At 70.6% G+C, this 24,317-nt stretch carries 24 protein-coding genes and 1 pseudogene; 17 read left to right on the forward strand and 8 right to left on the reverse strand.

Features of this window, described 5'->3' with window-relative positions; all coding sequences use genetic code 11:
• Position 1: 1 nt before the first annotated feature.
• The 15 genes from HFP15_RS03700 (at position 2) to HFP15_RS03770 (ending at position 13,355) form a co-directional block, all read left to right on the forward strand.
• Positions 2–829, forward strand: a complete 828-nt coding sequence (locus tag HFP15_RS03700; protein WP_168511450.1) for a hypothetical protein — start codon at positions 2–4, stop codon at positions 827–829.
• Positions 826–2,292: a TadA family conjugal transfer-associated ATPase gene (locus HFP15_RS03705; RefSeq protein ID WP_168511452.1), complete on the forward strand. Its 1,467-nt coding sequence runs from the start codon at positions 826–828 to the stop codon at positions 2,290–2,292. The genes HFP15_RS03700 and HFP15_RS03705 overlap by 4 nt, the downstream gene beginning before the upstream one ends.
• Entirely contained in the window at positions 2,292–3,215 is a 924-nt protein-coding gene (locus tag HFP15_RS03710) for a type II secretion system F family protein (RefSeq protein WP_168511454.1), read from the forward strand. The genes HFP15_RS03705 and HFP15_RS03710 overlap by 1 nt, the downstream gene beginning before the upstream one ends.
• Positions 3,212–4,117, forward strand: coding sequence for a pilus assembly protein TadB (locus HFP15_RS03715; RefSeq protein ID WP_168511456.1), 906 nt, complete (start codon positions 3,212–3,214; stop codon positions 4,115–4,117). Before HFP15_RS03710 ends, HFP15_RS03715 begins: the two co-directional genes overlap by 4 nt.
• A gap of 73 nt (positions 4,118–4,190) precedes the next feature.
• Positions 4,191–4,469, forward strand: coding sequence for a hypothetical protein (locus HFP15_RS03720; RefSeq protein WP_168511329.1), 279 nt, complete (start codon positions 4,191–4,193; stop codon positions 4,467–4,469).
• Positions 4,470–4,516: 47 nt separating this feature from the next.
• Complete coding sequence (locus HFP15_RS03725; protein WP_168511458.1) at positions 4,517–4,957, forward strand: hypothetical protein; 441 nt, start codon at positions 4,517–4,519, stop codon at positions 4,955–4,957.
• Complete coding sequence (locus HFP15_RS03730; protein WP_168511460.1) at positions 4,957–5,373, forward strand: TadE/TadG family type IV pilus assembly protein; 417 nt, start codon at positions 4,957–4,959, stop codon at positions 5,371–5,373. The genes HFP15_RS03725 and HFP15_RS03730 overlap by 1 nt, the downstream gene beginning before the upstream one ends.
• Positions 5,334–5,813 carry a TadE/TadG family type IV pilus assembly protein gene (locus tag HFP15_RS03735; protein ID WP_312871452.1) on the forward strand — a complete coding sequence of 160 codons (480 nt, stop codon included), beginning with the start codon at positions 5,334–5,336 and terminating at the stop codon, positions 5,811–5,813. The genes HFP15_RS03730 and HFP15_RS03735 overlap by 40 nt, the downstream gene beginning before the upstream one ends.
• Positions 5,810–6,235, forward strand: a complete 426-nt coding sequence (locus HFP15_RS03740; RefSeq protein WP_168511462.1) for a hypothetical protein — start codon at positions 5,810–5,812, stop codon at positions 6,233–6,235. Before HFP15_RS03735 ends, HFP15_RS03740 begins: the two co-directional genes overlap by 4 nt.
• Positions 6,232–9,153 carry an AfsR/SARP family transcriptional regulator gene (locus HFP15_RS03745; RefSeq protein WP_168511465.1) on the forward strand — a complete coding sequence of 974 codons (2,922 nt, stop codon included), beginning with the start codon at positions 6,232–6,234 and terminating at the stop codon, positions 9,151–9,153. The genes HFP15_RS03740 and HFP15_RS03745 overlap by 4 nt, the downstream gene beginning before the upstream one ends.
• 727 nt (positions 9,154–9,880) lie before the next feature.
• Positions 9,881–10,525 carry a hypothetical protein gene (locus HFP15_RS42125; RefSeq protein WP_210716710.1) on the forward strand — a complete coding sequence of 215 codons (645 nt, stop codon included), beginning with the start codon at positions 9,881–9,883 and terminating at the stop codon, positions 10,523–10,525.
• 355 nt (positions 10,526–10,880) lie between these two features.
• A protein-coding gene (locus tag HFP15_RS03755; RefSeq protein WP_246271369.1) for an IS5 family transposase occupies positions 10,881–11,683 on the forward strand; the annotation gives its coding sequence in 2 pieces (ribosomal slippage) (positions 10,881–11,220 and positions 11,220–11,683; 804 coding nt in all).
• 409 nt (positions 11,684–12,092) lie between these two features.
• Positions 12,093–12,329 carry a hypothetical protein gene (locus HFP15_RS03760; RefSeq protein ID WP_168511467.1) on the forward strand — a complete coding sequence of 79 codons (237 nt, stop codon included), beginning with the start codon at positions 12,093–12,095 and terminating at the stop codon, positions 12,327–12,329.
• 36 nt (positions 12,330–12,365) lie between these two features.
• A complete protein-coding gene (locus HFP15_RS03765) occupies positions 12,366–12,962 on the forward strand; it encodes a hypothetical protein (RefSeq protein ID WP_168511469.1) in 597 nt (198 codons plus the stop codon).
• A 30-nt stretch (positions 12,963–12,992) separates the two neighbouring features.
• Positions 12,993–13,355, forward strand: a complete 363-nt coding sequence (locus tag HFP15_RS03770) for a hypothetical protein (protein ID WP_168511471.1) — start codon at positions 12,993–12,995, stop codon at positions 13,353–13,355.
• 259 nt (positions 13,356–13,614) lie between these two features.
• On the opposite strand, the gene HFP15_RS03775 is transcribed toward HFP15_RS03770, so the two are convergent.
• Positions 13,615–13,872: a hypothetical protein gene (locus HFP15_RS03775; RefSeq protein ID WP_168511473.1), complete on the reverse strand. Its 258-nt coding sequence runs from the start codon at positions 13,870–13,872 to the stop codon at positions 13,615–13,617.
• Positions 13,873–13,966: 94 nt separating this feature from the next.
• Positions 13,967–14,560 (reverse strand): helix-turn-helix domain-containing protein, encoded by a 594-nt coding sequence (locus HFP15_RS03780; RefSeq protein WP_168511475.1) that lies wholly within the window; start codon positions 14,558–14,560, stop codon positions 13,967–13,969.
• A gap of 263 nt (positions 14,561–14,823) precedes the next feature.
• On the opposite strand from HFP15_RS03780, the gene HFP15_RS03785 reads away from it, so the two are divergent.
• The gene (locus HFP15_RS03785) at positions 14,824–15,798 is read left to right on the forward strand and encodes a restriction system modified-DNA reader domain-containing protein (protein ID WP_168511477.1); all 975 of its coding nucleotides are present in this window, start codon (positions 14,824–14,826) and stop codon (positions 15,796–15,798) included.
• Positions 15,799–15,973: 175 nt separating this feature from the next.
• Positions 15,974–16,309: a hypothetical protein gene (locus tag HFP15_RS03790; protein ID WP_168511479.1), complete on the forward strand. Its 336-nt coding sequence runs from the start codon at positions 15,974–15,976 to the stop codon at positions 16,307–16,309.
• Positions 16,310–16,337: 28 nt separating this feature from the next.
• Here HFP15_RS03790 and HFP15_RS03795 read toward each other — a convergent pair whose 3' ends face one another.
• From HFP15_RS03795 to HFP15_RS03820, 6 genes and pseudogenes are all read right to left on the reverse strand, one after another.
• Positions 16,338–17,342, reverse strand: a complete 1,005-nt coding sequence (locus HFP15_RS03795) for a M23 family metallopeptidase (protein WP_168511481.1) — start codon at positions 17,340–17,342, stop codon at positions 16,338–16,340.
• A gap of 10 nt (positions 17,343–17,352) precedes the next feature.
• Positions 17,353–18,288 (reverse strand): replication-relaxation family protein, encoded by a 936-nt coding sequence (locus HFP15_RS03800; protein ID WP_168511483.1) that lies wholly within the window; start codon positions 18,286–18,288, stop codon positions 17,353–17,355.
• 55 nt (positions 18,289–18,343) lie between these two features.
• A complete protein-coding gene (locus HFP15_RS03805) occupies positions 18,344–19,765 on the reverse strand; it encodes a type IV secretory system conjugative DNA transfer family protein (RefSeq protein ID WP_168511485.1) in 1,422 nt (473 codons plus the stop codon).
• Between the two features lie 33 nt (positions 19,766–19,798).
• Positions 19,799–21,074 (reverse strand): annotated as a pseudogene (locus tag HFP15_RS03810) (ISL3 family transposase).
• Between the two features lie 127 nt (positions 21,075–21,201).
• Complete coding sequence (locus HFP15_RS03815; protein ID WP_168511487.1) at positions 21,202–22,440, reverse strand: hypothetical protein; 1,239 nt, start codon at positions 22,438–22,440, stop codon at positions 21,202–21,204.
• Positions 22,437–24,317, reverse strand: coding sequence for a VirB4 family type IV secretion system protein (locus HFP15_RS03820; RefSeq protein ID WP_168511489.1), 1,881 nt, complete (start codon positions 24,315–24,317; stop codon positions 22,437–22,439). Before HFP15_RS03820 ends, HFP15_RS03815 begins: the two co-directional genes overlap by 4 nt.

Raw genomic sequence — 24,317 nt, forward strand, 5'->3', positions numbered from 1 at the left:
AATGATCACGATCGTCTCCGGCAAGGGAGCACCCGGCGCGACCACGACGCTGGCCGCGCTGGCCGCGGCTTGGCCCGCGCCGGTGCTGCTGGCCGATTGCGACCCGGCCGGGGGTGACCTCGCGCCAGGTTGGCTGGGCCAGTGGGTCGTGGACGGCACGATCCGCACCGATCTCGGTGTGCTCTCCCACGCCACGGCGACCCGGCACGCGACGGCGGGCGACCCGGCCACCCTGCTCGACCACGCGCAGCAGGTACCTCCGGCCCGGCACGTCGGCCTGCTGGCCGGGCTGGGTTCGCCGGGCCAGCACGCCGCGGTCGGCACCGCAGGGTGGACGCGGCTGACCGCGGCGCTGGCCGCATTCAAGACCACGTCCGGTCACCCGGCCGATGCGCTGGTCGACCTCGGCCGCTACAGCGCGCTGACCCCGTGGCCGCTGCTGCTGGCCGCCGACCTGGTGCTGGTGGCGGTACGCCCGACCCAGCGGCACATCCTGGCCGCGCGCCCGCTGCTGGCCGAACTCGCCGAGCGGATCGTCCCGCAGCGGCTCGGGTTGGCGGTGTGCGCCACGACGCCGGCGGGCAGCCGGGAGGTCCGCGCGGCGCTGGGCCGGGAGGCGGGCGTGCAGGTCGCTTTCGATGCGCGAGCAGCGGCGGTGTTCTCCGACGGCGCCGACGCCGGTGCGCTGCCGCGCCGGTCGCCGTTGCTGCACAGTGCGCGCCGCGCGGCCCGCCGTTTGCACGGCACCTACCACCACTACACCACGGCGGAACTGCGCGCACCGGCGGCGCCGGTGTCGCCGAGCGTGCTCACCGGAGGATCTCAATGACGTTGCCACACAACGGGTACCGCCCCGCCACCGGCCCCACCGCCTTCCGAGGTCCGGCCAATCCGGCACCGCAGGACGGTGCCGTGGGCGGGTTCCTGGACCCGCACGCTGTAAGGGAAATCCGGGAGTCGGTCGCGGCCCGGCTGGAACGTGTCGCCGCCGGGGACACGCATCTGGATGCGCCGCTGTCGGTCGTGGAGCAGCAGGCCCGGATGCGGGCCTACGTGGCCGAGGAGGTCACGGCCTGGGTGCAGCGGCGCGCCGCCGCGGGGCAGGCGCCGCTGTCGGTCGACGACGAGCAGCGGTTGGTGCGCGCGGTGGTGGCCGCGCTGTCTGGGCTGGGCGCGCTGGAGGAGCTGCTGGAGCGGGAGGACGTGGAGAACATCCACGTGCACGGCTGCGACCACGTCCTGCTGGAACTGGCCGACGGCACAATCGAACAGTGGCCGCATCCGGTCGCCGACACCGACGCCGAGCTGATCGAGATGCTCGCGGCGATGTTCGCCCGCCAAGGCCAAACTAGCCGGGAATTCAACGCCGGTCGCCCGCTGGGGAACGTGCGGATTCGGGCCGGTGGCCCGCTCGGCGCCCGAGTGGCGGCGGTGATGGAAGTGAGCGACCGGCCGCGGGTGGCGATCCGCCGCCACCGCCTGGTCGACGTCGGCTTGGACGACCTGGTCGCGGGCGGCACCCTCGACCCGTTGCTCGCCTCGTTTCTGCGGTCCGCGGTGCGGGCGGGCTGCAACACGGTGGTCTCGGGTGGCCCCGCTGCGGGGAAGACGACCTTGTTGCGTGCGTTGTGTAGCGAGATCCCCGTCGCCGAGCATGTGGTCACGGTGGAGGAGGAGTACGAGCTCGGCCTGCACATCGGTCCCCGTCCGTTGGTGACCCCACTGGAAGCCCGGCCGGCGAACTCGGAGGGCAGCGGCGAGATCACCTTGGACGACCTGCTCAAGCAGACGCTGCGGCACTCGCCGAGCCGGGTGATCGTCGGCGAAGTTCGCGGCGGAGAAGTCACCGCGATGCTGCGCGCGCTGGGGAACGGGGCGACCGGTGGCATGTGCACCCTGCACGCCACCAGTGCGTCGGCGGTGTTCGATCGGATCGCCGCCCTCGGGCAGCTTGCCAATCCACCGCTGGCCATCGACGCAGCGCACCAGTGGACCGCCTCGGCGATCGACCTGGTCGTGCACGTCGCCCGCACCGACCACGACGACCCGGGCGGCCACCGCCGTGAGCGGTTTGTGTCCGAGGTGATCGAGGTCGGTTCGGTCGGCGATTTCGGCCGCCCGGACACCATCCGGATCTTCGGGCCGCGCCCAGTGGACGGGCGCGCCGTGCCCGCCTACGCGCCTAGCCGGGACCTGGTGGAGCGGTTGGAGCGCCACGGTTTCGACTGCACCGGGCTCGACACCGCTGGTGCCTGGCAGGCCGTTGGTGTCTCGGATCGAGGGGGTCTGTGATGACGGGGCTGTGGCCGGGGCTGCTCGGCATCCTTGCCGTGGGGGCGGTCGCCTGCGCGGTCGCCGCGTTTGTCCCGCACGGGGAGTCTGCTCGAGGATCCACGCGCCGGGAGCTGAACTGGCGGGTGCTGGCTGTTCGGCTGCCGTTGCGGCGGGTTCTGGTCGCGGTGGCCGCGGGTGTGGGGGTGTGGTGGGCCACGAGCTGGCCGGTCGCCGCGGTCCTGGCCACGGCCGCGGTGATTGCGGTGCCGATCCTGGCGCGCGGACACGACGCACAGTGTGTCATTGCGCGGCTGGATGCGTTGGCGAGCTGGGCGCGGCGCCTGGCCGACGTGCTGGCCTCCGGTGCCGGGGGCGTGGAGCAGGCGATCGCCAGCTCGGCCCGCACGGCCCCCGAGGCGCTGGCCACGGAGGTGGAGACGCTGGGGGTGCGGCTGCGCACCCGCGGCCTGGAACCAGCGCTGCGGGCGTTCGCCGAGGACGTCGGCGATGAGGCCGCCGACGAGGTGGTCCTGGCGCTGATCTTGCGCGCCCGTGCGGGCGGACGCGGCCTGGTTGACGTCCTCAACGGCAAGGCCCGCGCGCTGGAGGCCGAGGTGGTGGCGCGCCGGGACATCGAGGCCGACCGTGCGAAACCCCGTACCGATGTGCGCGCGATCCTTGGCATCACCGCGGTCTTGGTGGCCGGGTTGGTGGTGTTCGCGCGTGAGTTCCTCACTCCATTTGATGGCGTGCTGGGTCAAGTGGTGATGGCGGGGATCGCCGGTCTGCTCGGTGCATCCGGGTGGTGGATGCACCTGCTGACCCGCACTCGCCGTCCGGCTCGATTACTCGGCACGGCGTCGCGCACCCCGGTCGGCGCGCCGACACCGAAGCGGCGGCTGGCCGCAGCCTCCCACCCCGAGGAGGTGGTGTCACGATGAGCCCTGGACTCACTGTCGCCGGGCTGGGCGCGCTCGCTGGGCTCGCGATGGTGTGCGTGATCCTGGCGCTGCTTCGCCCGGCCACGGTCAACCTGGCCGCCGCGATCGCCGAGCTGGACGACCGCGCCGCCCGCCACGCCGAAGGCGCTGCCCCGAGAAGCCGCTGGTCGACCCGACTCGAGCGACTCGCCAGCTACTCGGCTCGGTCGTCGAGCCGCTGGTGGGGCATCCCCACCGCCGACCTCGACATCCTCAACCACACCCCGGAGCGCTATGTCGCTCGCCGCCTGGCCTGGGCCGCCGGCGCCGCCACGGGCGTCCTCGTCCTGGTGGGGCTGGCATGGGTCGGCGGCCTCGGCCTCCCCATCACGGTGGTCGTGCTGGCGGCCGTGCTCGCCGCGATGGCGGGGTCGGTGGTGCCGATGCTCTCCGTGCGGGAGGACGCCGGACAGGCGCGGGAGGAGTTCCGCCGGGCCACCGCCGCCTACCTCGATCTGGTCGCCCAGGAACGCGCGACCGGACGCGCCCCGAGCCAGGCTCTCGCCGAAGCCGCCGCCGTCGGTGACTCGTGGGTGTTCGCCCGGATCAGCCGCACGCTCGGCCGCGCCCTGCGCGCCGGACACACTCCCTGGGTTGCCTTGTCCCGCTTGGGGAAGCGGATGGGCGTGGTCGAACTCGCGGACCTGGCTGACATTCTCGCCACTGCCGCCGATGGCGCCGCGATCTACACCACCCTGCTCGCCAAAGCCGGTGCGCTGCGTTCCGCCGCTCTGGCCGGGGACAAGGCCGACGCCAACGCCCGCTCCCAACGCCTCGCCCTGCCGGTGGCGCTGCTGCTGGTCGCGTTCCTGCTGCTGGCGATCTTCCCGGCGCTCATCCGCCTTTTGACCGGGGCCGCCTAGCCGGAGCCACTACGAAGAAAAGCCGTTGCGGGACAACGTATCCCCGCCACTGGAGCGAAGGAGTTGACCTCGGATGTCCAACACCATCCACCACACTATCCGCATCGTGGCCGGAGCGCGCCACCACTACGTGCGCCTGGGACTCGCGCTGACCGGGCTGCTATTCGCCTGCGCCAACGGTCTCGACACCCGGTGGGCGCGGATGCGCGCCTGCGGGGACCGGGGATCGGAATCTGTGGAGAAGGCCGTGCTGGTGGCCATTGGCCTGGCTGTGGCAGTCGGGCTGGGGTTCGCGATCCGCACCCTGGTCGTCCAACTTCAAGGCCAGTACAAACCTCCCACCCAGCCGTGATCACCCGCCCCGCCTCGTCGTGGAGTCAACAGATCGGAGGAACGAGGATGGCTACGACCCAGGAGATCGAACGTCGTGTCGCCGAGGCTGATGCCGCCCGCAGCGCGCAGCGATCCGCTGCGGCACAACGGATCGGCGAACTCGCCCAGCGCCGGGCCACGGTCGCGGAACAACTGGGCGACATCGAGCGGGAACTCGGCGAGGCGCTCGCCCAGGCACGCGACGTCATCGGCATCGACGAGCTGGCACGGTTCACCGACGTCCCCGCCGCGGATCTCACCCGATGGCTGGGCAGCCGGAAATCCAGCCGCCCCCAGCGAAAGACACCGAAGCCCACAGGGGACGCGTCGGGCGTGAAGAACGCTGCGAGGCGGGAACCGTCCACACGAGAAGCCCAAGCGGGCCAGACATCCGCCCCCACTGGAGCTCCCGCGCCCGGCGACGGCACTGTCAACACGGCCGAGCCGGTCACCGCGGAGGTGGGGTGATGCTGCGGGGCCCTCTGGGCGAGGACACCGGGTCGGAGTCGGTGGGGTTGGCCGTGCTGTTCCCGATCGTGCTGCTGCTGATCTTATCGGCTGTGCAGGGCGGGGTGTGGTGGTACGCACACGCCGTCGTCGCCCAGGCCGCGCAGGCAGGCGTCGACGCCGGGCGTCCGGTCCGTGCCACGACCACCACGGCGACCGAGGCCGCGCGCTCGTTCACCACCCGTGCCGGGAGCGGCGTCCTCACTGCTGTCGAGGTGCAGGCGGCGGTCACCGTCGAGACCGTCGAGGTCACGGTCTCGGGCACCGCGCCTCGCGTGCTCCCGATTCCGGGCCTGGATATCCGCGTCGAAGCCAGCGCGCAGGCAAGCAAGGAGCGGTGGACCACGCCGCTGGCCGCCGCTGGCGGTGGCTCGTGAATTCCCGCCGACGCCACGTTCGCCGACGGTGGTGGAGTGATGCGGGCTCGGTCAGCGTCGAGGCCGCCGTGCTCGTGCCTGCCGTGGTCTTGGTCGGGCTGTTGATCGTCGCGGGTGCCCGTACCTCGTCGGCCCAGCAGGCGGTCGACAACGCCGCCACCGCCGGGGCGCGCGCCGCTTCGATCGCCCGCGGCCCCGCCGCGGCACAGCAGGCCGGAGGGGCAGTTGCCCGGGAACGGTTGGGGCGCGAGGGCATTACTTGCCGTGACTCCAGTGTGTCCGTCGATGCCAGCCAGATCGCCCTCGGCCGTGCCGGTCAGGTTCGGGTCCGCGTGACTTGCCGCGTGCCGCTGAGCGATCTCGCCCTCCCGATCCCTGGCGACACCCGCGTCACAGGTGCCTTCACCAGCCCGGCAGACCCGTACCGGAGCATCCCATGACCGCCCGCGCAACCATTGCCCGTGCGCCGAGGGATGCCGGGTCGGTCAGCGTGATGGTCGCGGTCCTGGTGCCCGCGCTGCTGTTGGTGTTCGCGTTGGTGGTCGACGGTTCCGCGCGGCTGCGAGCCATCGCCCGCGCCGACGCCGTCGCGGCCGAGGCCGCCCGTGCAGCCAACACGGCCGTGGACACCCGCAGCTCGAACGTCGGGGTCGACACCGTCCACGCGGCCCGCACTGCCGCGGACTACCTCGCCCGCGCTGGGCACCCCGGCCAGGTCACCATCACCGGCCCCCGCGCTGTCCGCGTGACAGTCACGGTTACCGAGCCCACCACCATCGGCCTGCTCGGCGGCAGCGCGCAGGCTACCGGCACCGCACTGGCCCAGCTCGGCGTCGGCACCCGAGACGGCAACCTGCCATGACGTCGCCAGCAGTGCAGCGGCTGCGTGGCCTGCTCGCCGCGCTGGCCCTACTCGCCTTCGTCGTCGGGACACCGTGCGGACTCCTTGCCCTCGGCGCCGACCCCACCCGGCTGATTCCCGACCGCTGGCCGGATCTAGCTCCGATCAGCCATTGGCCCGAGCGGATCTGGAACACCGTGCGGTGGGCGTGGCTCACCGGCGACCTCATCGCCGTGCTGCTGGTTGTCGTGGCGTGGGCGGGCTGGTTGCTGCTCACCTTGTCCGTTACGGCTGAAGTGATTCGCCAGACCAGGCAGGGAGTTCGTACCGCCCGCGGTGTGCTGGCCCGGGTTCCGCGTGGCCGGTGGATCGCGGGGCTTGTCGCGGCGGCGCTGGTGCTGATCTCGTCGGGCACCGCGTCCGCTTTGCCCGTCACCGGCAGCCCCATCGTGGCTACCGCCCCGCACCGGCCTCCACAGCAGACCCACACCCACGCCACCGCCGAGCCGGTGTCGGCGCAGGCGGACTCGCTGGCACAGCAGAAGCCGAGCCGGACGTGGGTGGACCCGTCGATACGGCCGGACTTCCCCCGCATCACCGTTCACCACGGTGACACGGTGTGGGGGCTGGCCGTCTATCACCTCGGCGACGGCCGCCGTTACCACGAGATCGCCGTCCTCAACGCCGATCGCATCCCCAACCCGCACGAGCTGTATCCGCACGATGTGCTGCTGCTCCCGTCGGACGCGGTCAACCTGCCCGCGAATGCCCCGGACGGCCGGGCGAGCGCGCGGACCGTGCCGGTGGAGCCCGGCGACACCCTCTCCGCCATCGCCGAACGCGAACTCGGCGACCCCGACGCCTGGCCCGCGCTGTTCGACGCCAACCGCGGGCTCCCGCAGCCCGACGGGCGCGTCCTGCGCCACCCGGACCAGCTCCTGCCCGGCTGGCAGATCCACCTCCCGGCCGCAGCAGCAACCCGTGCCGCATCGGAACCGCCGGCCGTGCCACCCAGCCCGGCCCCACCACCGCCGAGCAGCACACCGACAGCGCCCGCGCCACCCAGCAACTCGTCGAGTCCGGAGCAGGACAAGGGCGTGCAGGCTGACCAGCACACGCCGGTGGAACTTCCCGGCGGTGGGCTGGTCGGGCTCGGCCTGGCGTTGAGCATTGCCGTCCTGCTCGTCCTGGCGCGGCGGCGCCGCCGCGCGCGCCGCACCCCAACTGGCCGACTCACCCCAGCCGACCGCCATCCCGGGCCTGCCGATCCCGCGGGGCCCGGCTCGGTGATCGCCACCCTCGACCACGCCGCGTTGCGCGCCACACACCGCCACGACGCCGAATGGGATGACGACTCGGGCGACGCCGTTGATCGCAGTGACGGGGTCGACGCCCTTTCGGCCGGACGACGGCGGGTCTGGCCGCCGCTCGCGCCGGTGATCACCGTCCACACCGGCACCACCGCCCGGGCGTTGGACCTGTCGGCCACGGGCGGGCTCGCGCTGAGCGGCCCCGGTGCCGCGCCTGCCGTCCGCGCCGTGCTGGCCACCGTGCTGGCCGTTGACGCGCGCTACCCGGCCCAGGCGCTGCTGGCGGACTCCGCCATCGCCGAGCTGGTCGCCGGAGGGGACGATCTTGCGCTGCGGCAGGCCCCGGGGGTGGAGGTCACCGCCGACGAGACCGCGGCGCTGGCGCGGCTGCGCACCGAGCTCACCCGCCGTACCCGGCTGCGCGACGACGACCAATTCGACGCCGACCTCCACCCTGACGAAAGCCACCAGCAGCGGCCCGGCGAGAGCACCGAGCCGGTGCTGCTGCTGGTGGCAGCCCGCCCGTCCCCACCGCATCGGCGCGAATGGGCCACTCTGCTCGACCAGGGCCGCGCGGTCGGTATCCACGCCCTGCTCCTGGACGACGATCACCTTCACGAGGCCGGCGACGTCACGCACCTGACCCTCGACGTCGACGGCACCATCACCGTCGCGCACGGCCCCGGCGCCGAACCGGTGGCCGGAGCGCGCGCGGAAACCCTCACCCCGGCCGAAGCGGACGAGATCTGGCACCTGCTGGCCGCTGCCCGCACTCCCGCGCCCCGCCAACCCCGCGACGACACCACGCTGGACGACCAGTCGAAGGCAGACGACACCCCCGGCGTGAACGCCGATACCCCCGCCAGCAGCCCGCACACCACGACGGCGTCCGAGAAGGAACCGGCCGTGGTGGTGCTGCTGCTCGGCGGGGTGCGCGTGCACGCCCGCGGCAGCCACGTCCGCGGGTTGCGTACTCGCGCCCGCGAAGTCTTGGCCTACCTCGCCGCCCACCGGCACGGAACCACCGCGGACACGCTGCGCGAGGCCGTCCTGCCCGATCAGCCCGCCGCGCGCCTGCACGAAGCCATCTCCCACGCCCGCTCGGCCCTGCGGAAAGCCACCGGCGAGAACGAGGCGATGTTCGTGCTCGCCGAGTCCGGCCGCTACCGGCTCGACCCCGACACCCTCACCGCCGACGTGTGGGAGCTGGAAGACGTTCTTACCCGTGCCCGCACCAGCAGCGACCCCGACACCCGCCTGGAGGCACTACGCCGCCTCGCCCACGCATGCCGGGCCGGAGCACCGCTGCAGGGCGCGCCGTACGCGTGGGCCGAACCGGTGGCCGAGCACTGGCGCAGCCAGGCCGTCGACGCCCTCGTCGCCCTCGCCAGCGACGTCCGCGACCACAACCCCGACGAAGCCCTCGACGCGCTCGCTGTGGCCATCGCCTGGGACCCCTACACCGAAGCCCTCTACCGCAGAACCATTGCCCTGCAACGCGACCTCGGCCGCCTTGACGCCGCGCAGGCCACCTACCGGCGCCTGCACGCCAATCTCCGCGACATCGACCTCGAACCCGATCCCGGCACCACCGCACTACTCGATAAAACACCCGTCCGACAGAGCTAAATTCCGCCGCTTCCCCTCTACATGAAGGTGTGTTCCACTCCGGCCCAGGCCGCAACGACATACCCACAACATCGGCAACCAGGCCCCGTGATGAGTAAGTACATGTTCCGTCGACGTAACCACATAAAACCGCATCGGTGCACGCACCGAGCTCACGATTCCGCAATTCACCCCATCGCAATGAGCGCAGATCGTTCGGCGACCAGGTCCGCCGGCACGAGTCGATTCCGGGGTGGTGTAGCCGCCAAGGACGGTGTCAGTGGGGGGTCATCCGGGACGTCGCCGTGGACGTCGAAGGCACGTCGTCTTAAGGATGACCCCCCACTGACCCCCTTGCGTCCCAAGGCGTCGCAGCTCGACCGGCCTTGCGTCGGGTGGCCGACGAGCCAGACTGGTCACGATAACCACTCCGTACGGGCCTCTCACCTCACATGCTGCTCACCTCCTTGCGGCTTCCGCCGCTGTTGTGTGTCGCATTCTGCGACACACAACCATTCCGCCGAAAAACGGCGGAATGGTGCCGCAATTCTTGTCGCGCGCCGGTCTCCTATGTGCGCACGTCACACGCGCTACCCGGATAGCAAAAACATCGGAAAAATCCGCGCCCGGCTATTGCGCGCCCTACCGCGCCGAGCTAGCGTGGAAATGTCAGCAGGAACGGAAACCGCAAAACCCAAAAATTCCGCACCCCGCCCAAAAAATGCCCGAACGACAAACGGGAAAACACATGAGCACCTACGCCCAATTTCTGACCGGGTCAAATGGCACCTGGCTCGGCACGCTACAACGTGACAGCTACCCCGCGGGCGTGGCCGCGGTCGGTCCCGGGCGCCTAGCCCTGACCGCCACCGACCCCGACACCTACCGCGATGCGGTCGAAGACCTCCTGACCGTATGGGAAGACGACGGGCACGGAGCTGCGATCTACCCGCGGCACCGTGACGACACCCCGCCGCTGGATACCGATTACATGTACGCCTTCGACGGCACGCGGGTCTGGATCCGGAAGCCGGATCACACCTGGATACCGGCTGCTCACCACCCCGACGTGAAGGTCGCTCTCGGCCGAGATCGAGTCCACAGTGGACTTCTAGGAGGAACTATGACGAAGATCATTTTCGACTACTTCCGGGTACTCGAAGGCTACGAATTCCAGCCCGATGCCAACGGCGAAACGTTCCGCAGCCCCGGCGGCCAGGTGTCGGTGACCATCACCGACCGCGAAGGCTCGCTCACCGTGACCGCCCTCACCGGCGACCGCGCCCGGCTGATCCGCTGGACAACCCTGATCGCAGGCGCGCCCGCCGAGGTGCTCGACGCCACCCTGCGCGCAGCCGAACCCGAACTAGAAACCAATGTCCACAGTGGATAGAGCGAGCTGTAGTGGCGTGGAAGACATCCCCGTCACCGAAACTATGACGAACGGGCACGCGTACCAGCCAGGAGGCGCGTACAGCGCAGGGACGTTTAGCGCGATCTACCACCGTGCCTACAGTTGGGGGTTGCCGGACTACCAGGCGAAAGCGATGGCCGCGATCGCGTGCGAGATGTTCGGAAACGAGATGAACGTCGCCGAGAATTGCGTTCAACAGGTCAAGGGCGAATTTGACTACGGTGAGCGCGGCCATTATTGGTATAACTACTATGGGTCGGTGCCCTGGATCCCTTCACTTAGAGCGTGTCTCACTTGGATGTGGGTTGAGGTGCGGGCAAGATCATGAGTTGTGATGGACGAGTTGTCGCGGCGGCTGGTGCCCGACGAGTTGCGGACGCTGGTGGAACCGCTCATCCCGCCGGGAAAGACGCGCCCGCAGGGCGGCGGAATGTCGCGGGTGGACGATCGGGCGGTGTTCACCGCGATTGTGTTCGTGCTGACCAGCGGGTGCGCCTGGCGGCATCTGCCGCCCAGCTTCGGGGTCACGGTACCCACCGCGCATCGCCGGTTCACCGAGTGGTCGGCCGCTGGACTGTGGCGCGATGTGCACCGGGCGGTGCTGGACGAACTGGGCAGCCAAGGCATGATCGACTGGTCCCGCGCGGTCCTCGACGGAGCATCCGTCAGGGCCAAAGGGGCGGACTGACCGGCCCGAGCCCGGTCGACCGCGGCAAACCCGGCTCGAAGATCCATGTGCTGTCCGACCGGGCCGGCCTGCCGCTGACCGTCGGCATCTCCGCGGCCAACACCCACGACAGCCACGCCCTCAAACCCCTGGTCAACGCGATCCCCGCGATCCGCTCCCGCCGCGGACCACGACGGAGCAAACCGGCCAAGCTGCACGCCGACAAGGCCTACGACATTCCCGCGTTGCGCGACTGGCTCCGGCAGCGCCGGATCATCCCGCGCATCGCCCGCAAGGGCATCGAATCCACAGAGAAACTCGGCCAACACCGATGGGTGATCGAAAGGACAATCGCCTGGCTGACCGGCCACCGGCGCCTGACCATCCGCTACGAACGCAAACCCAGCCACTACCTCGCCTTCCTCACCCTCGGCGCCACCATCACCTACTACAAGAAACTCGCCAAATGAGACAAGTTCTTAAGCGCTGGGTCTAGTGAACACGTCCACAATGGACGGACAAAGTATGGCGATTATTGCTGACAATCAACGGAACGTGCGGGCACTGCCCTTCGTCAGTACATGGGCCCGCGAGGTCGATCGTGCACCCGTTCCTCCGGATGACCACCTTGCCTGCACGATCACCCGTCGCGACGTCCACCGGTACCCAGCCGGAGCGATTGCGGGCACCCGACACTACCTGGCCGATTCGTGCCCAACTGTGGCGCCGACTACGACACCAAGACATAAGTCCATAGTGCACACTCAGTCGTACGGCCATCCCGAGGAAGGAGTATCAGTGTTCGACGCTGTCACACCGACGAGCGATCACATACCCGAGGTCTACCCGTGTGGGGTGGCCCTGCCACGCACCCGACGCATGACCACCCGGGACCTGAAACCCGGGATGCGGCTCCTGCTGCCACACGTCATGGACCTCGGGCGGCCGGTACGCACTGTCGCCCGTGTCGGAGAGAACGGCATGGTCAACCAGCACGACGAGCCGCTCGTCAACGTGTATTACACCGAACCGGCCGACGGGAACTGGGGCGCCGGTAACGGCGGCTGCTGGGACTCGGGATGGAACGTCATCGAAACCGAAGCGCCATCACGGTAGACGCCGACGAAAATAGTCCATTGTGGACGGAGTGCCATGACGAGCTACGCCGCCTTCTACGTCGGCCGGGGCGAGAACGCCGAGTGGATCGGAACCGTGCGGGGCGATGACATACCTCTGGCGCTCACCGGCGCCGAGGGCGGGCACCAGCCCCTCGACGCCACCACCGAGGGCGGCTACTCGGCCGCGGTCGCGGCGTTGCTGCGGGTGTGGGACGAGTGGGTCGGCCACGCCTACGCCCCGGACGAGGCCGACCCGTACGACTACAGCGACCTGGCCGACCTCGCGTACGCCTTCGACGATGGCCAGGTGTGGATCCGCCACACCCGCACTGGCCCGTGGCAACCGGCACACGGCGCTTCGACGGCATCGCCCCTCCCTGATCGCACCACGACCGACGCGGCGGCGAACCACCGCCGTCCGGCACGCAAGTTCCGCACGATCCGCGGCGCGAACGTCGATTACCGGCTGACCTACTACAACACCCGGCCCGCGCGTAACCGGGCTGCGCAGCGCGACGCCGACCGGGACGGCCAGACCGTGCAACTCGAGCTGTGGGACCGTGACCGCCCCCAGGACGACGGGAACTGCGGGTGGGTGTGTGACGGGTTCACCGAGCCGCGCCCAACCTAGTGCACCTAGGCTCGCACGACGGTACCGCCCGTGCAGCGGAACGATGTGGTGCCCGGTGGCTTGATCGTGGTCTCGGTCGAGTCCGTCGGCCCCGGCAGTGTGGAGGGCTGCTGGGAGTGCGGACTCGCCCTGGGCGGCGGCGAGGTGGTGGTGCGAGTGTGCGAGCTCGCCGCGCCGGGGGAGCGCTACCTCCTGCACCGGCACTGCGTCGAGCTGCGCTACCAGGACCGACCCCGCTTCGTGCCCGTGCCCGAGCATGCGGAGACCTTCGCCCGGGTCGTCCGGGCTGTGAACGCCCTCACCGAACTGAACGTCCCCGGAGACGAGTTCGAGGAGCTGATCGATGAGCTGGCCGACTCCTTCGCCGCGCTCCGCGCACTCGTCGAAAGCTGACACGGCGTGATGGTGTACCGGGCAACGCAGGCAACTGGAGTCCGGAGTCCATTATGGACTCCGAGCGTGGCTGTGCGTGCCCTCGCTCCGGTGAGCTGCTGCCCCGGCGCCGGTCACGGTCTTGTGCCGCGTGTCGGTCGAAGCCCTGTTTAGGCGGTCCAGCTGACGATGGCAGGGGTGTCGCCGTCGTCGGCCGGGGTGATGGTGATCGCCCGCAGCCAGTCATACCCCACGTCCCCACGTCGGTAGGTGCAGCGCGTCACGGTTGCCGCCCCCGTTCGACGGTCGCGTGGGTGATCCACGCGGAATGGATATCCTCGACCAGCCGACCGGTCTCGCGGTCGTGCACGCTGATCCGCGACCCGATCCCGATTACCGGACCGGACACCCGGCGCGGCGCATCGGCGGCGCAGTGGGCTTCGGGAATCACGGCGGTGACGGCGAGTTCGTCACCGCGGGCGATACCGCGGTGCGCTGCCCGCAACAGGGACAGCGGGTAGGGCGGGGTGAGCTGCATGGGCAGTCCCTCCTTCGAATGGGCATCGACCGCCATGGCGGGCGGGGGCGCCGCCGAGGTCAGCGGCGTCCCCGCCCGGTCGGGTGGTGACGGGTCAGTCGGCGTCGGCGAGCTGGTAGCGGCGCGGCTCTTCCTGGACCAGGGCGACGGTGCCCTTCTCGGCGAGCCTGTCCAGGGCCTTGCGCACGGCGCCGGAGGATCGGACCAGCTTGCGGCCGATCTCGCCCGCGGTGTAGGCGTTGTCACGCCGCTCGGGTTCGGACAGGAAGTCCTCGACCAGGCCGTGCAGCGCGCCCTTGGGCAGCCTGCCGCTCGGCGGGGCGTCGCTGGAGTTCGCCGTGGTGGCCTTAGTTTCGGTGGTGTCGGCCGTCATGCACGGCGACGCGGTCGTGTCGCACTCGCGGGGCGGGCTGTCGTCGGCTGGCTCCGGCGGTGCCCACCGGGTGGCGGCCTTGCGTCCGCCGGTGTCCTCGTCGACCAGCCGTACGGCCTGCCCGTCGGTGGCCCAGACGGCGAGGAGCTTGGTTGCGGTCGAGCCGCCGATGCCGGCTAGCTCGGCCAGTTCGCGGGCGGTCGTGCCCGGGTTGCGGCGCAGCGCGGTGCGCAGCTTGTCGGCAGCCGACGGGCCAGTGCTGGCGTTCGCGGCGTCCGCCGCCTTCGCGTTCTTGGTGGTCTTGGTGTGTGGCATGACGATGCACTCCCTTGATCGGGTTGGTTGCGGGTTGGTCATGCCCCCGGGGGCTGTAGCTCTCCGGCGCGCTACCGGGGTTGTGCGGGCTACGCGTCCATCAACGCTCGATCCCGGGGTGAAGTCAACTCGTCCGTCCAAACAAGACAGGCGTCTTTTTGTGGCGGGCGGTTGCCTTGTGCGGCTTGACATTCCGGCACGAGTCGAGCGTGCATGTGTGCGCGCGAGCCGCGCAACACCTCCACGGAAAGGACATCGCAACCATGGTGCATACCGACCTCGAGACCGCGAACGCGTTGCCAGATCGGGACTACGTGATCGGCGACCATTGCGACGACACGGCGGGCCTGCCGCTGTCCGACGTGGCCAAACGGCCCGAACGCGGCATCCTCGACGTCCAGGGCGATGACCTGATCGCCGCGGAGGCCGCGTCCCCTGTTACGACCGACGAGTCTGGTCCGCAGGGCATCATGCGCGTCACGGTGGACGGCGCGCCTAGCCTCACAGACCTACGAGTCACCGAAGGGCTGGCCCGCGAGGATGCGGTGCTGATTGCCGACGGCGGCATTCAGGCCGTCCCCATGCGGATGCCGCCCGGTGCCTGGGCGTTGCTGGTGACCGCCGCAGATCGGCTCGCCGCGACCGGCGAGGTGGTGTTGTTCGCCGGGCAATGGTGCGAACACGAATATCCGGCATCCGGTTGCCGCGGCGACCTCATCGTCCAATTGGCCTCGCCCACCGCAACCGACGATGAGTCCGACGCGGTGTGCGTGCGGCTGGCCGTTGCCGACGGCGACCGGTGGATTCCCGCGGGAACGTGGCCTCGTCGTGGCCACGATTGGCCCGAGGTGGTCGCCCCTGCCGCCGCGGCCATCATGGGCGCCTACATCGACGCCGCGGAGGTCGCCCCGCCTGTGCCGCCGCCGATGCAGGTTATTGGTCGAGGGCGTGTCAGTTTGCGCGACCTGCTCGCGGCGGGGCTGGTAGACGCCGGTGAACAGTTGGTGTATTGGCGGCCGGGTCTCGGCGTGCACCGCACTGGCCAGCTGACTGCGGAGGGCTTGTTGCGGCTGGATGACGGGCGGCTCTTCACCAATCCCTCAGCCGCGACGACCGCGCTCGGCAGTCCGCACCAGAACGGATGGCAGTTCTGGTGCCGGGTGAGCGACGGCCGCACCCTGTGGGACCTACGCAGCGAATACAAGTCCACTATGGATGCACGCGATGACCAGCGGTGAGTTGCCGCGCATGACCCCAGGCGCGGCTCGCCGAGTGTCCACACCGGATGCGACACGAGCCGTGCTCGCCACCTTCCACAACCCGCACTGGACCGCACCAGTGCGTGGTGCGCCCGACCTTCTCCGGCACCGCCGACCCGACTGCGAATTGCGCGTGCGCGCCGGAGATGGCTTAGTGTGCTACGTCACGTTCCACCCCGCCAGCGACACCACCAGTCCGCCCCCGATGGCCCCGCGCGCCGCGCCGGCGCGGCGTAGCCGCCGCGGCGGTGCCGGAACCGTCTGGCCCACCACCTGGCGCGAACTCCGGGCCCGGCTGCGGGCGGCCGGATGTGAGCTGGCCCGCCGCGGAAAGCACTGGCGGGTCGCGTTGCCCGGCGGGCACGCCTACACCCTCCCGTGTACCGCGTCGGACCACCGCGCCTTGCGCAACGCCGTCCACGAGCTGGCCGGACTCGGCGTTGACCTTCGCCGCCGGAACGAGAATCGAAACCGGCGCGAGACAGCGTGACCTGATCCCGGCCGGACCGCAGGCACTCTCACCGAACCCCGGGAGCTTGCCGGGTCGCTGACGGGGCACACAGCGCCGGGCCGTTCTGCTGCCGGTAGAACCCAGCCGGGTCGACCGATTGTCCGCCGGTCTCGACTTGGAAGTGCAGGTGCGAGCCAGTGGACTCGCCTTGGTCGCCAACCTCAGCGATCATCTGTCCAGTGTGGACTGTTTGGCCGACGGCAACGAGGTTGCGGTTATTGTGCCCGTAGATGGTGATCACCCCGCTTGCGTGTTCGATGCGGACCCACAGGCCGTAGCCGTTGGCAGGGCCGGAGGCGATCACGCGCCCGCCGCTGGCGGCCACGATCGGGGCGCCCATCGGCGCGGCGATGTCCTGCCCGCGGTGGAATTCCCCACCCCGCGGACCGAACCCCGACGTGCAGCGCCCCGCCGTCGGCGCCACCCACCCTCCACTACTCGACGGAGCCGGGGCTGAGGCGCAGGACACTCCGGTCAGCGCGCTGACGATCTGCCGCGCGTCGGATTCGTACTTGGCGTATCGGTCGGGGAAGCCGGAGGCTTGCACGGCTTGCGCGGCGGGGGCGAGGCCTATTTGTTGCCAGTTCGGCACCGCGAGCAGGTGCCGGTAGAACTGGCTCGCCGCGTTGGTGGGGTCGGTGACTTGTTGCGGGTTGCCCCAGCCCATCGAGGGGCGCTGCTGGAACAGCCCCAGGGAGTCGCGGTCTCCGTATTTCAGGTTGCGGAGACCGGATTCGGTGATCGCCGTGGCGACCGCGATCACCCACCCGTATTCGGGAACCTGGAGTTGTTTGCCGACGGCGACGATGGTGGCGGCGTTGGCCATCTGATCGGGGTCGTATCCGGCCACGCTGCCGGTGGGTGCGCCGGCGGTGGTGCAGGCGATGACCCCGCCCGCGCCGCTGCTGGCCCCGTCTGTGCCCAGGACCGCGCCGAGGGTGGCGGAGAGGAACAGGACCGGCGCGAGCAACACGCAGCCTGCGGCCACGGCGATTTTCATGCCGGCTTGCACGCGGTCCTCCTCATCTGTCGGCGCGGGTGTGGGCGAGGTCGGCCAGGTGCTGCCGCTGGCGGGCGTGCAGTGGCAGCCACACCGGCCCGGCCGGGGTGTGCAGGTCCTCGCCGTTAGCGGTGGCGATGCGCCAGCCGACGTCCCCGTCGGCCAGCGCGGGTCCGGTGTGGTCGACTGTGGCCAGCCGTTGGCGCAGGTTGGCTTCACGGGCGGGGGAGTGGAGTCCGAACAGGACCCAGAACCCGTGGTGTTGCTGGGTTTTCCGCGCCGGGTGCGGGCCGCCCGCGCGGGCGAGTTCGGCGTAGCCGTCGAGTTTCTCCGCCACGCGGGTGAGGGGTTCGGTGCCGGTGTCGTGCTCGTAGCAGGCCACCAGCCCAGCGCCGTGCTCGCGGTAGACGATCAGCGCGTCGGGCCGCGCCAGGCCGCCGCAGTCAGCGGCGGCGGACCGCTCGCCGTGCCACAACCGCAGCTCGGCCTCGCCGCTGCCGCGAGCGTGCGCGGTGAGTGCGGCGAAGACGTCGTTGATGCCGAGCAGATGATCGAGGCGGGGGTCGGTGGCCAGCCGCAGCACCTGCTCGCGCACGCTGCTCGGCCGAGGCGGAGTCGCACCGCGCATGGCGGCGAGCACGCCATGCCCGGCCACCCCGAGGGTGTAGCGCCAGCCGGTGAGCGCCCCGTTCGGGGTGGGGTGGCGGAACCGGTCGAGCACGTGCCAGTGCCACAAGGCCAGCAGCCGCCGTTGCGCCCGGTTGAGATTCGGATACGGCAACAGGTCGGCGATCTGGTTGCTGGTGAGCACGCGGTGCTCGTCCAGCAGCCGCAGCAGGGTCCGGTCCCGCTCGGTCAGCCGGGACGCCAGCTCGACCGGGTCGACGGCTCCGCCGCGGTGGCGAATCCGGCGGCGTGCAGGAGGGCTCACCGCGGGCGTGTTTCCGTTGTCAGGCATAGGAATCCTCCAGGAACGGCCTGCCGGGTGACGACCAATGCCCGTTGGGGGAGCGTCAGTCGAGGTCACTGTCGAAATCGGTCTCGGTGTCGTCGTGTGGGGCGCGGGTGGCGAAGGTGCGGCGGCTGCGGGCACGGTCGCGAGAGGCCCGGTCGATGCCGTGCGCGCGGGCCGCGGCGCGTAACTCGTCGGCCCGGCCGTCGATCACGGGCGGCGGTGGCAGGGTGCGCAGGGTGAAGCCGGTGGTGTCACGGTTGTCGATCGACAATCGGCACGCGGCCTGGAACTTGGCCAGCCGGGTGAGATCGCCCGCGTCGAGGTGCGGGCCGACGTGCGCGGCCAAATGCCGGGCGTCGTCCGGGCTCACGCCGAAGAACAGCTTGTTGCGGGCGTTGGCGTCCAGCGCTTTCGCCAGGGCCGGGGTGAGCTGGTCGAGGTGCTGGTGCGCGAGCACCCAGCCGACGTGGTAGCCGCGGGACTCGGCCAGCGCGTCCCCGAGCGGGGTGGGCAGGTTCAGGAAGTTCTGCGCCTCATCGATCAGGATGGTGGCGTCGGCGCGGGTGTGCTCGGGTTGGTGCGAGCGGCCGATCGCGGCCTGCCACAGCGAAGCCACCAGCAACGACCCGACCAGCCGCGCGGAATCTTCGCCGAGTTCGCCTTTGGGGAGGCGGGCGAGCAGGATGCCGCCGTCGAGCACGTCGGCCGGGTCGAAGCTGGAGGTGGCGGTGCCGTAGAGGTCGGCGACGAACCTGCGGGCTGTGACCGCGCGGAGCTTGGACAGCACCGGCCCGGCCTGCTGGGCCGCGGCCGAGGGCGTGAGCTTGTCGTAGGCGCTCCAGAACGCCCCGATCCCGGTGGGGTCTTCGCGCCGGATGCGGCGGGTGGCCTCTGTGCGGAAGCGGGAATTGGTGAGCAGCAACGGAATGTCGGCCAGGGTGGAGCCGGGCCGCCCGGTGAGGGTGTAGGCCGCGGCGCGCAGGGTGTCTTCGACGCGCGGTCCCCACCAGGAGGAGTAGATGCGGTGCAGCGTGGACACGAGGTGCTCGGCGACGGTCTCGCCGCCGAGTCCGGCCGGGTCGAGCACGTTCAGCGCCGCGGGAGCGAGTTCTTCGTCGGGGTCGATGAGCACGAGTCGCTCGCCGGCGTCTTTGGGCATCCGGTCGAGCAGGTCCCGGATGAGGTCGCCGCGGGGCTCGATGACAGCGACTCCGCGTCCGGCCTCGATGTCGGCGAGCGCAAGGTGCAGCAGCTCGGTCGACTTACCTTTCCCGGTCGTACCGGTGATGTGGAGGTGGTGGCGGGCGTCGACCACGGGGAGCACGACTTGGCGGGCCGGTCCGGCGTCGGTGATCCCGAGCGATTTCGGTGTCCGGCGGCGGCGGTCGTTGGCCGGGCGCAGCGTGAGCCGCGCCGGGCCAGCTACCGCTGCGGAGTCCGTGCGTCGGGCCGTGGATGCGGGCTTTGTGTTGGCGGGCAATGACAACCCCCTTTTTTTTTTGGCTCTGTTGATCTATGTGTGGGTGCGGTCGGGTAGTTCGGGGCGGTAGCCGCCGAGGGCGAGGAGCGCGAGGGCGATGAGGGCGTCGGGGTGTTTGAACCCGAAAGCCAGCCTCGTCAGTAGGCGGATCTTGGTGTTGGTTGACTCGATCAGCGCGTGCGACAGGCCGTGGTCGAGAGTCGCATGGATGGCAGCGAGTTCGGATCGGGTGGTTCGCGCGAGTTTTGTGAACTCGGGTATCCGGCATCGTGCGGCCCAGGACAGCCAGCGTTGCAACGCTTCCTTACCGGCTTCCCCGCCCACTGCGAAGACGTGCCGGAGTCCTTCTTTGAGCAGGTAAGCACGGTAAAGGCGAGAATCCGTTTTCGCGATCCAGGCAAGCTTGTGGCGTTGGTGATCGGTGAGGTTTTCCGGGTTCTTCCACAGAGCCCACCGTGCTCGTTTCATGGTTTGTGCGGCACCGGCCGAGGCGGTGCGGCCGCGCCGGTCCTTGCTGCTGCCGCCGGGTTGGCGGCGCGCGGTATTCCACGCCTGGCGCCGCACCTTGTCCAAGGCGTCGGTGGCCCACACGACCACATGGAATGGGTCAGCGCACCGGATGGCGTCCGGGCAGTACTGGGCCACGGTGTGGGCGATCCACGCGGCTGCATCCGCTGACACATGGGTAATCCGGGCGCAGCGGTCCGGTCCGAGCAACTCGAAGAACGCGGCCAGCGTGGCTTTGTCGTTGCCCGGCGCTGCCCATACCAGCCTGCCGGTGTCGTGATCCACCACCACCGTGAGATACCGGTGATTCTTCTTGTAACTGATCTCGTCGATCCCGATCCGGCGCAGCCCGGCCAGCCGATCAACCTGGGCGTCGATATCGGCACGGACCCGGGTGATGATCGCCCCCACGGTCGGGGCGCGTCAGCTGCCGCACCGAGGTCCTCGACGACTGGGTCGCCAACCACGCCACGGTGTCATCGAAGGCGCGAGTATGCCCGGCACCATGACGAGCCCACGGCACCGCCGCGACCACAACACCGTGCGCGCGGCACCGCACCCGCGGCGCGTCAGCCTCGACAAACGCCTGCACGGTGCCCAGATCCAGGGCACGCCACCGTCGTCGGCCCCGCCCCGCGTCATAGCGCGGGCAGCGCCGGCGGCACACCCCACACCGGTTCCGGTCCCGGCGCCGCAACCGCACCCGGGCCACCAGCACCTGCTCGGCCTCGTCGAACACCACCGATTCCACGACCGCGGGATGCACACTCAGCAGCCGACCCCATACCCTGGCAGAGGGCACGTCGTTCTCCGACTATTCGTTTCTGTTCCTCGACAGCTCAGAAACCTAGACCCAGCAACGACGTGCCCCTTCTACCAGGCCAAACCGGGCCCACACATAGATCAACAGAGCCTTTTTTGCTGGGCAGTCAGAGGCGGCGGGTGGTGTGCGGGGGTGCGGGCACGCTGCGGGCCTGGCCGCTGGCCAGCGCTTCGGTGCGGGCGGGCAGGTGCGCCAGCGCCGCCAGTTCCCCGGCCGACAGCAGCGCCCCGCGGCGCAGCCGCCGCGCCGCGATCACGACCCGGGGTTTGGGCAGGCGGTGGCGGGCCAGCGCGTTACGCCCGGCCAGCAGCGCGAACGCGCCGAAGAGCGCGTCGGCGATCCCGCGGACCCGTTCGGCGGCCTGCGGCCCGTGATGCGTGGTGGCGGCGTAGTAGCGCAGCGCCACTTCCCACTGCGGCTGTTGCTTTTTCGCTCGGATCTCGCGTAGTTCCTCGGTCTGCTGCGGGTCCAGCCGCCGCGGCGCCTGCTCGCTGGTGCCGTGGGTGGTCGCGGTGGACGTGCTGCCGGTGACGATCTCCATCACCTCGCGCACCAGCACCGACACGAAGCTGGCCAGCGCCGAGCGGCGTCCCGGCCGGCCAGAGTGCATTCGGTCGACCGTGCGCCGGTAGCGGCGCAACCGGCGTCCGACCGCGGGCCGGGCCAGGATCTGCACCACCGCCGACTCGCCCTCGGCGAGCTGCCCGGACACGGCTTCCAGCGCCCGCAACGGATCGAGCGACTCGTCGCGCGCGTCGGGGACGCGCAGCGGCAGATGCTCGGGCCGTTCCGGCCGCACAGTGCCCCCAGTCACCACCAGCCCCGCCTTACCCGCAGCCGCCGACTCGTCGTTTTGCTGGGGCGTGGTTCGGGTGTGGTCGAGGACGAGGGTGCCGGGCCACGCGGCGCGCAGCGCCGCGTCGATCCGGGCCGTCGGCACCGGCCCCGGCAGCCACAACCGCACGGCGAGATCCTCGCCCGCGGCCAGGTGGTACTCGACGGCCAGGTGCGGCACCCCGGCCACGAGCCGTTTCCAGCGCGGTGGGGCCAGGCTGGGCAGGTCCCACCACAACCGCCGCGCCCCGGCCACCGCCGCGGCGGGGTCGAGTCCCGCCGGGGGCAGCACGGTCACCACCCGCGCCCCCGCATACCACCGGCGCCGCGCCGCACACCGCAGCTTCGCCAGCACGGCGAGGCAGGCGGCGGCGAGAACGGCGAGCACGATCAGCAGCACGAGATGCTGCTGTAGCCAGGTGCAGGCACGTTCCCAGGCCGCGGTGGGCGCGTCGGCGATCCCGGACGTAGGGTTGGTGATCGAGGCGAAAGTGTTCGAGGGTGTGCTCATGGTTCGAGGTCGTCCTCCTCGCCAGCGTCCAGTCCGGCCAGGGCCTGGGGGTCGGTCGTGATCAAGGTGTCTTCTTCGTCGGAAGCCAAGGCGTGGAAGGCAACCCGACTGGTGCCCGCGAGCAAGAGCGCTTCGCCCGGCCCGGCGGCGAGCAGATAAGCGCGTTCCCCCTCAGAGAGGCGGAAGGCGTCGGCGATGGTGTCGATCGCCTGAGTGGACTGTCGCAACAGGACTTGCGTCGAGGCGTTCGACACGATCGCCTTGCCCAAGTCACTGGAGAGGACATCTCCGGCGTCCTGGGAGACGAACGCCAACCCGGCCCAGTACTTGCGCGCCGACTTCGCCAGCCGGTACAGGAACTTCGCGGCTTCGGGCTGGTGCATCAGCAGCCACGCCTCGTCCACCACAACCAGGCGGCGGCGCCGGCGGTGCGGATCGAGCACGCGCCGCCACACCGCATCCAGCGCGATCAAGGTGCCGACCGACTTCAGCTCGTCGGGCAAGTCCCGCAACGAGATCGCCACCAGATGCCCATCCGGCGAACGCGTCGTTGGGCCGTCGAACAGGCCGGAGAACGAGCCCGACACATACGGTGTGAGCCGCGCCGCGAGATCGGTTCCGGCCGGGTCGCCGGTCTCGGTGCTGTCGTCGTCGAGGGCATCGGCGAGGTCGGCCAGCAGCGGCGCCGGGCGCGTCCAGGTGCGGCGGTCGGCGGTGATGCCGACCCGGGCGTAGGTCGCGGTGACCGCGCGGTCGAGCACCGCGCGCTCCTGCGGCGACAGCGGCTCGCCGAGCATGACGGCGAGCAGCGTGTGGATGAACAGCGACCGGCGGGTCAACGCATCCGGGATCCGCTGCGCCCCAGGGGGAAGGTCCAACGGATTCAGCCGCACGCCGGGCGCGCCGAGGTGGAGATAGGTGCCGCCGACCGCCTCAGTCAGGCGCTGGTATTCGTCTTCGGGGTCGATGACGAACACCTGCACCCCAACCTCGCCCTCCGGCGTAGGCCGATGCGGATCCGGGTACAGGCTGCGCAGGGCTTCAAGTTTGGTGAAGTACGACTTCCCCGCGCCGGAACGGGCCAGGGTGACGGAGTTGTAGTTGTCCTGACCCCACCGGTCCCACAACACCAACCCATTGCTCGACGCGTTGACGCCGTACAGACGGCCGGTGAGCGGAGCGTGCGGCGACGGATCCACGGCAGGCAAATCCGGTGACGTGAACGGAAAGCTCGCCGCGAGGGCGGGGGTGTCGAGAGTGCGGCGCACCCCCAGCAGATCCACCCCAAGCGGCAGGGTGGAAGTCCAGCCCTGCACCGACCGCCACGCCGCCGGTTGCGCGTCCAGCAGCAGCGAGGACGCGAGCGACCGGACTTCCGCGATGTCGGCGTCGAGGTCCTCGCGCGTGGGGGCGTGCACTGTCAGATACAGCCCGACGCGGAACAGTTTCGACTCGCCGCGGGCGAGGGCGAGGGCCATGTCCGCGGCGTCCGCGGCGGCGGCTTCGGTCTCCGGGTCGTCCAGCTTGCCGTCCCGTGCCGCGGAGCGGCGCGTGGACTCCAGGCGGCCCTGCTGCGTGCGCAACCTTTTCGCCGCGGTCGCGGGATGGAGCGGGTCGATGTGCAGCGCGACATCCAACCGGCCTGGGTAGGACAGGAGAGGCTCGAGCCACCCGGCGCCGACCTCCGCGGGGTAGCCGGTGATGGCGAGGGTGGCGGTGTAGCCGTCCCCGACCCGCAGCCACCGCGGCCCGACCTCGACCGCGTCCGGCCCCGCCACCGCGCCCGCCCCGGTCCCGACCGACCCGGACGAGGGAGCGCGGCCAAGGATGCGGCGCGCGGCGCGGCGCAGGAGGCCGCCGGTGCTCGGTGCATTCAT

This window comes from Amycolatopsis acididurans (assembly GCF_012328925.1).
GTDB lineage: Bacteria > Actinomycetota > Actinomycetes > Mycobacteriales > Pseudonocardiaceae > Amycolatopsis_E > Amycolatopsis_E acididurans.

Bases quoted from the DNA above. Each gene is read 5' to 3' on its own strand.
- HFP15_RS03715 (WP_168511456.1), top strand. From the start codon at position 3,212: ATGAGCCCTGGACTCACTGTCGCCGGGCTGGGCGCGCTCGCTGGGCTC.
- HFP15_RS03800 (WP_168511483.1), bottom strand. From the start codon at position 18,288: ATGCCTGACAACGGAAACACGCCCGCGGTGAGCCCTCCTGCACGCCGC.
- HFP15_RS03700 (WP_168511450.1), top strand. From the start codon at position 2: ATGATCACGATCGTCTCCGGCAAGGGAGCACCCGGCGCGACCACGACG.
- HFP15_RS03730 (WP_168511460.1), top strand. From the start codon at position 4,957: ATGCTGCGGGGCCCTCTGGGCGAGGACACCGGGTCGGAGTCGGTGGGG.
- HFP15_RS42125 (WP_210716710.1), top strand. From the start codon at position 9,881: ATGAGCACCTACGCCCAATTTCTGACCGGGTCAAATGGCACCTGGCTC.
- HFP15_RS03820 (WP_168511489.1), bottom strand. From the start codon at position 24,317: ATGAATGCACCGAGCACCGGCGGCCTCCTGCGCCGCGCCGCGCGCCGC.
- HFP15_RS03780 (WP_168511475.1), bottom strand. From the start codon at position 14,560: ATGCCACACACCAAGACCACCAAGAACGCGAAGGCGGCGGACGCCGCG.
- HFP15_RS03765 (WP_168511469.1), top strand. From the start codon at position 12,366: ATGACGAGCTACGCCGCCTTCTACGTCGGCCGGGGCGAGAACGCCGAG.
- HFP15_RS03705 (WP_168511452.1), top strand. From the start codon at position 826: ATGACGTTGCCACACAACGGGTACCGCCCCGCCACCGGCCCCACCGCC.
- HFP15_RS03720 (WP_168511329.1), top strand. From the start codon at position 4,191: ATGTCCAACACCATCCACCACACTATCCGCATCGTGGCCGGAGCGCGC.
- HFP15_RS03740 (WP_168511462.1), top strand. From the start codon at position 5,810: ATGACCGCCCGCGCAACCATTGCCCGTGCGCCGAGGGATGCCGGGTCG.
- HFP15_RS03760 (WP_168511467.1), top strand. From the start codon at position 12,093: ATGACCACCCGGGACCTGAAACCCGGGATGCGGCTCCTGCTGCCACAC.
- HFP15_RS03710 (WP_168511454.1), top strand. From the start codon at position 2,292: ATGACGGGGCTGTGGCCGGGGCTGCTCGGCATCCTTGCCGTGGGGGCG.
- HFP15_RS03745 (WP_168511465.1), top strand. From the start codon at position 6,232: ATGACGTCGCCAGCAGTGCAGCGGCTGCGTGGCCTGCTCGCCGCGCTG.
- HFP15_RS03815 (WP_168511487.1), bottom strand. From the start codon at position 22,440: ATGAGCACACCCTCGAACACTTTCGCCTCGATCACCAACCCTACGTCC.
- HFP15_RS03725 (WP_168511458.1), top strand. From the start codon at position 4,517: ATGGCTACGACCCAGGAGATCGAACGTCGTGTCGCCGAGGCTGATGCC.
- HFP15_RS03785 (WP_168511477.1), top strand. From the start codon at position 14,824: ATGGTGCATACCGACCTCGAGACCGCGAACGCGTTGCCAGATCGGGAC.
- HFP15_RS03775 (WP_168511473.1), bottom strand. From the start codon at position 13,872: ATGCAGCTCACCCCGCCCTACCCGCTGTCCCTGTTGCGGGCAGCGCAC.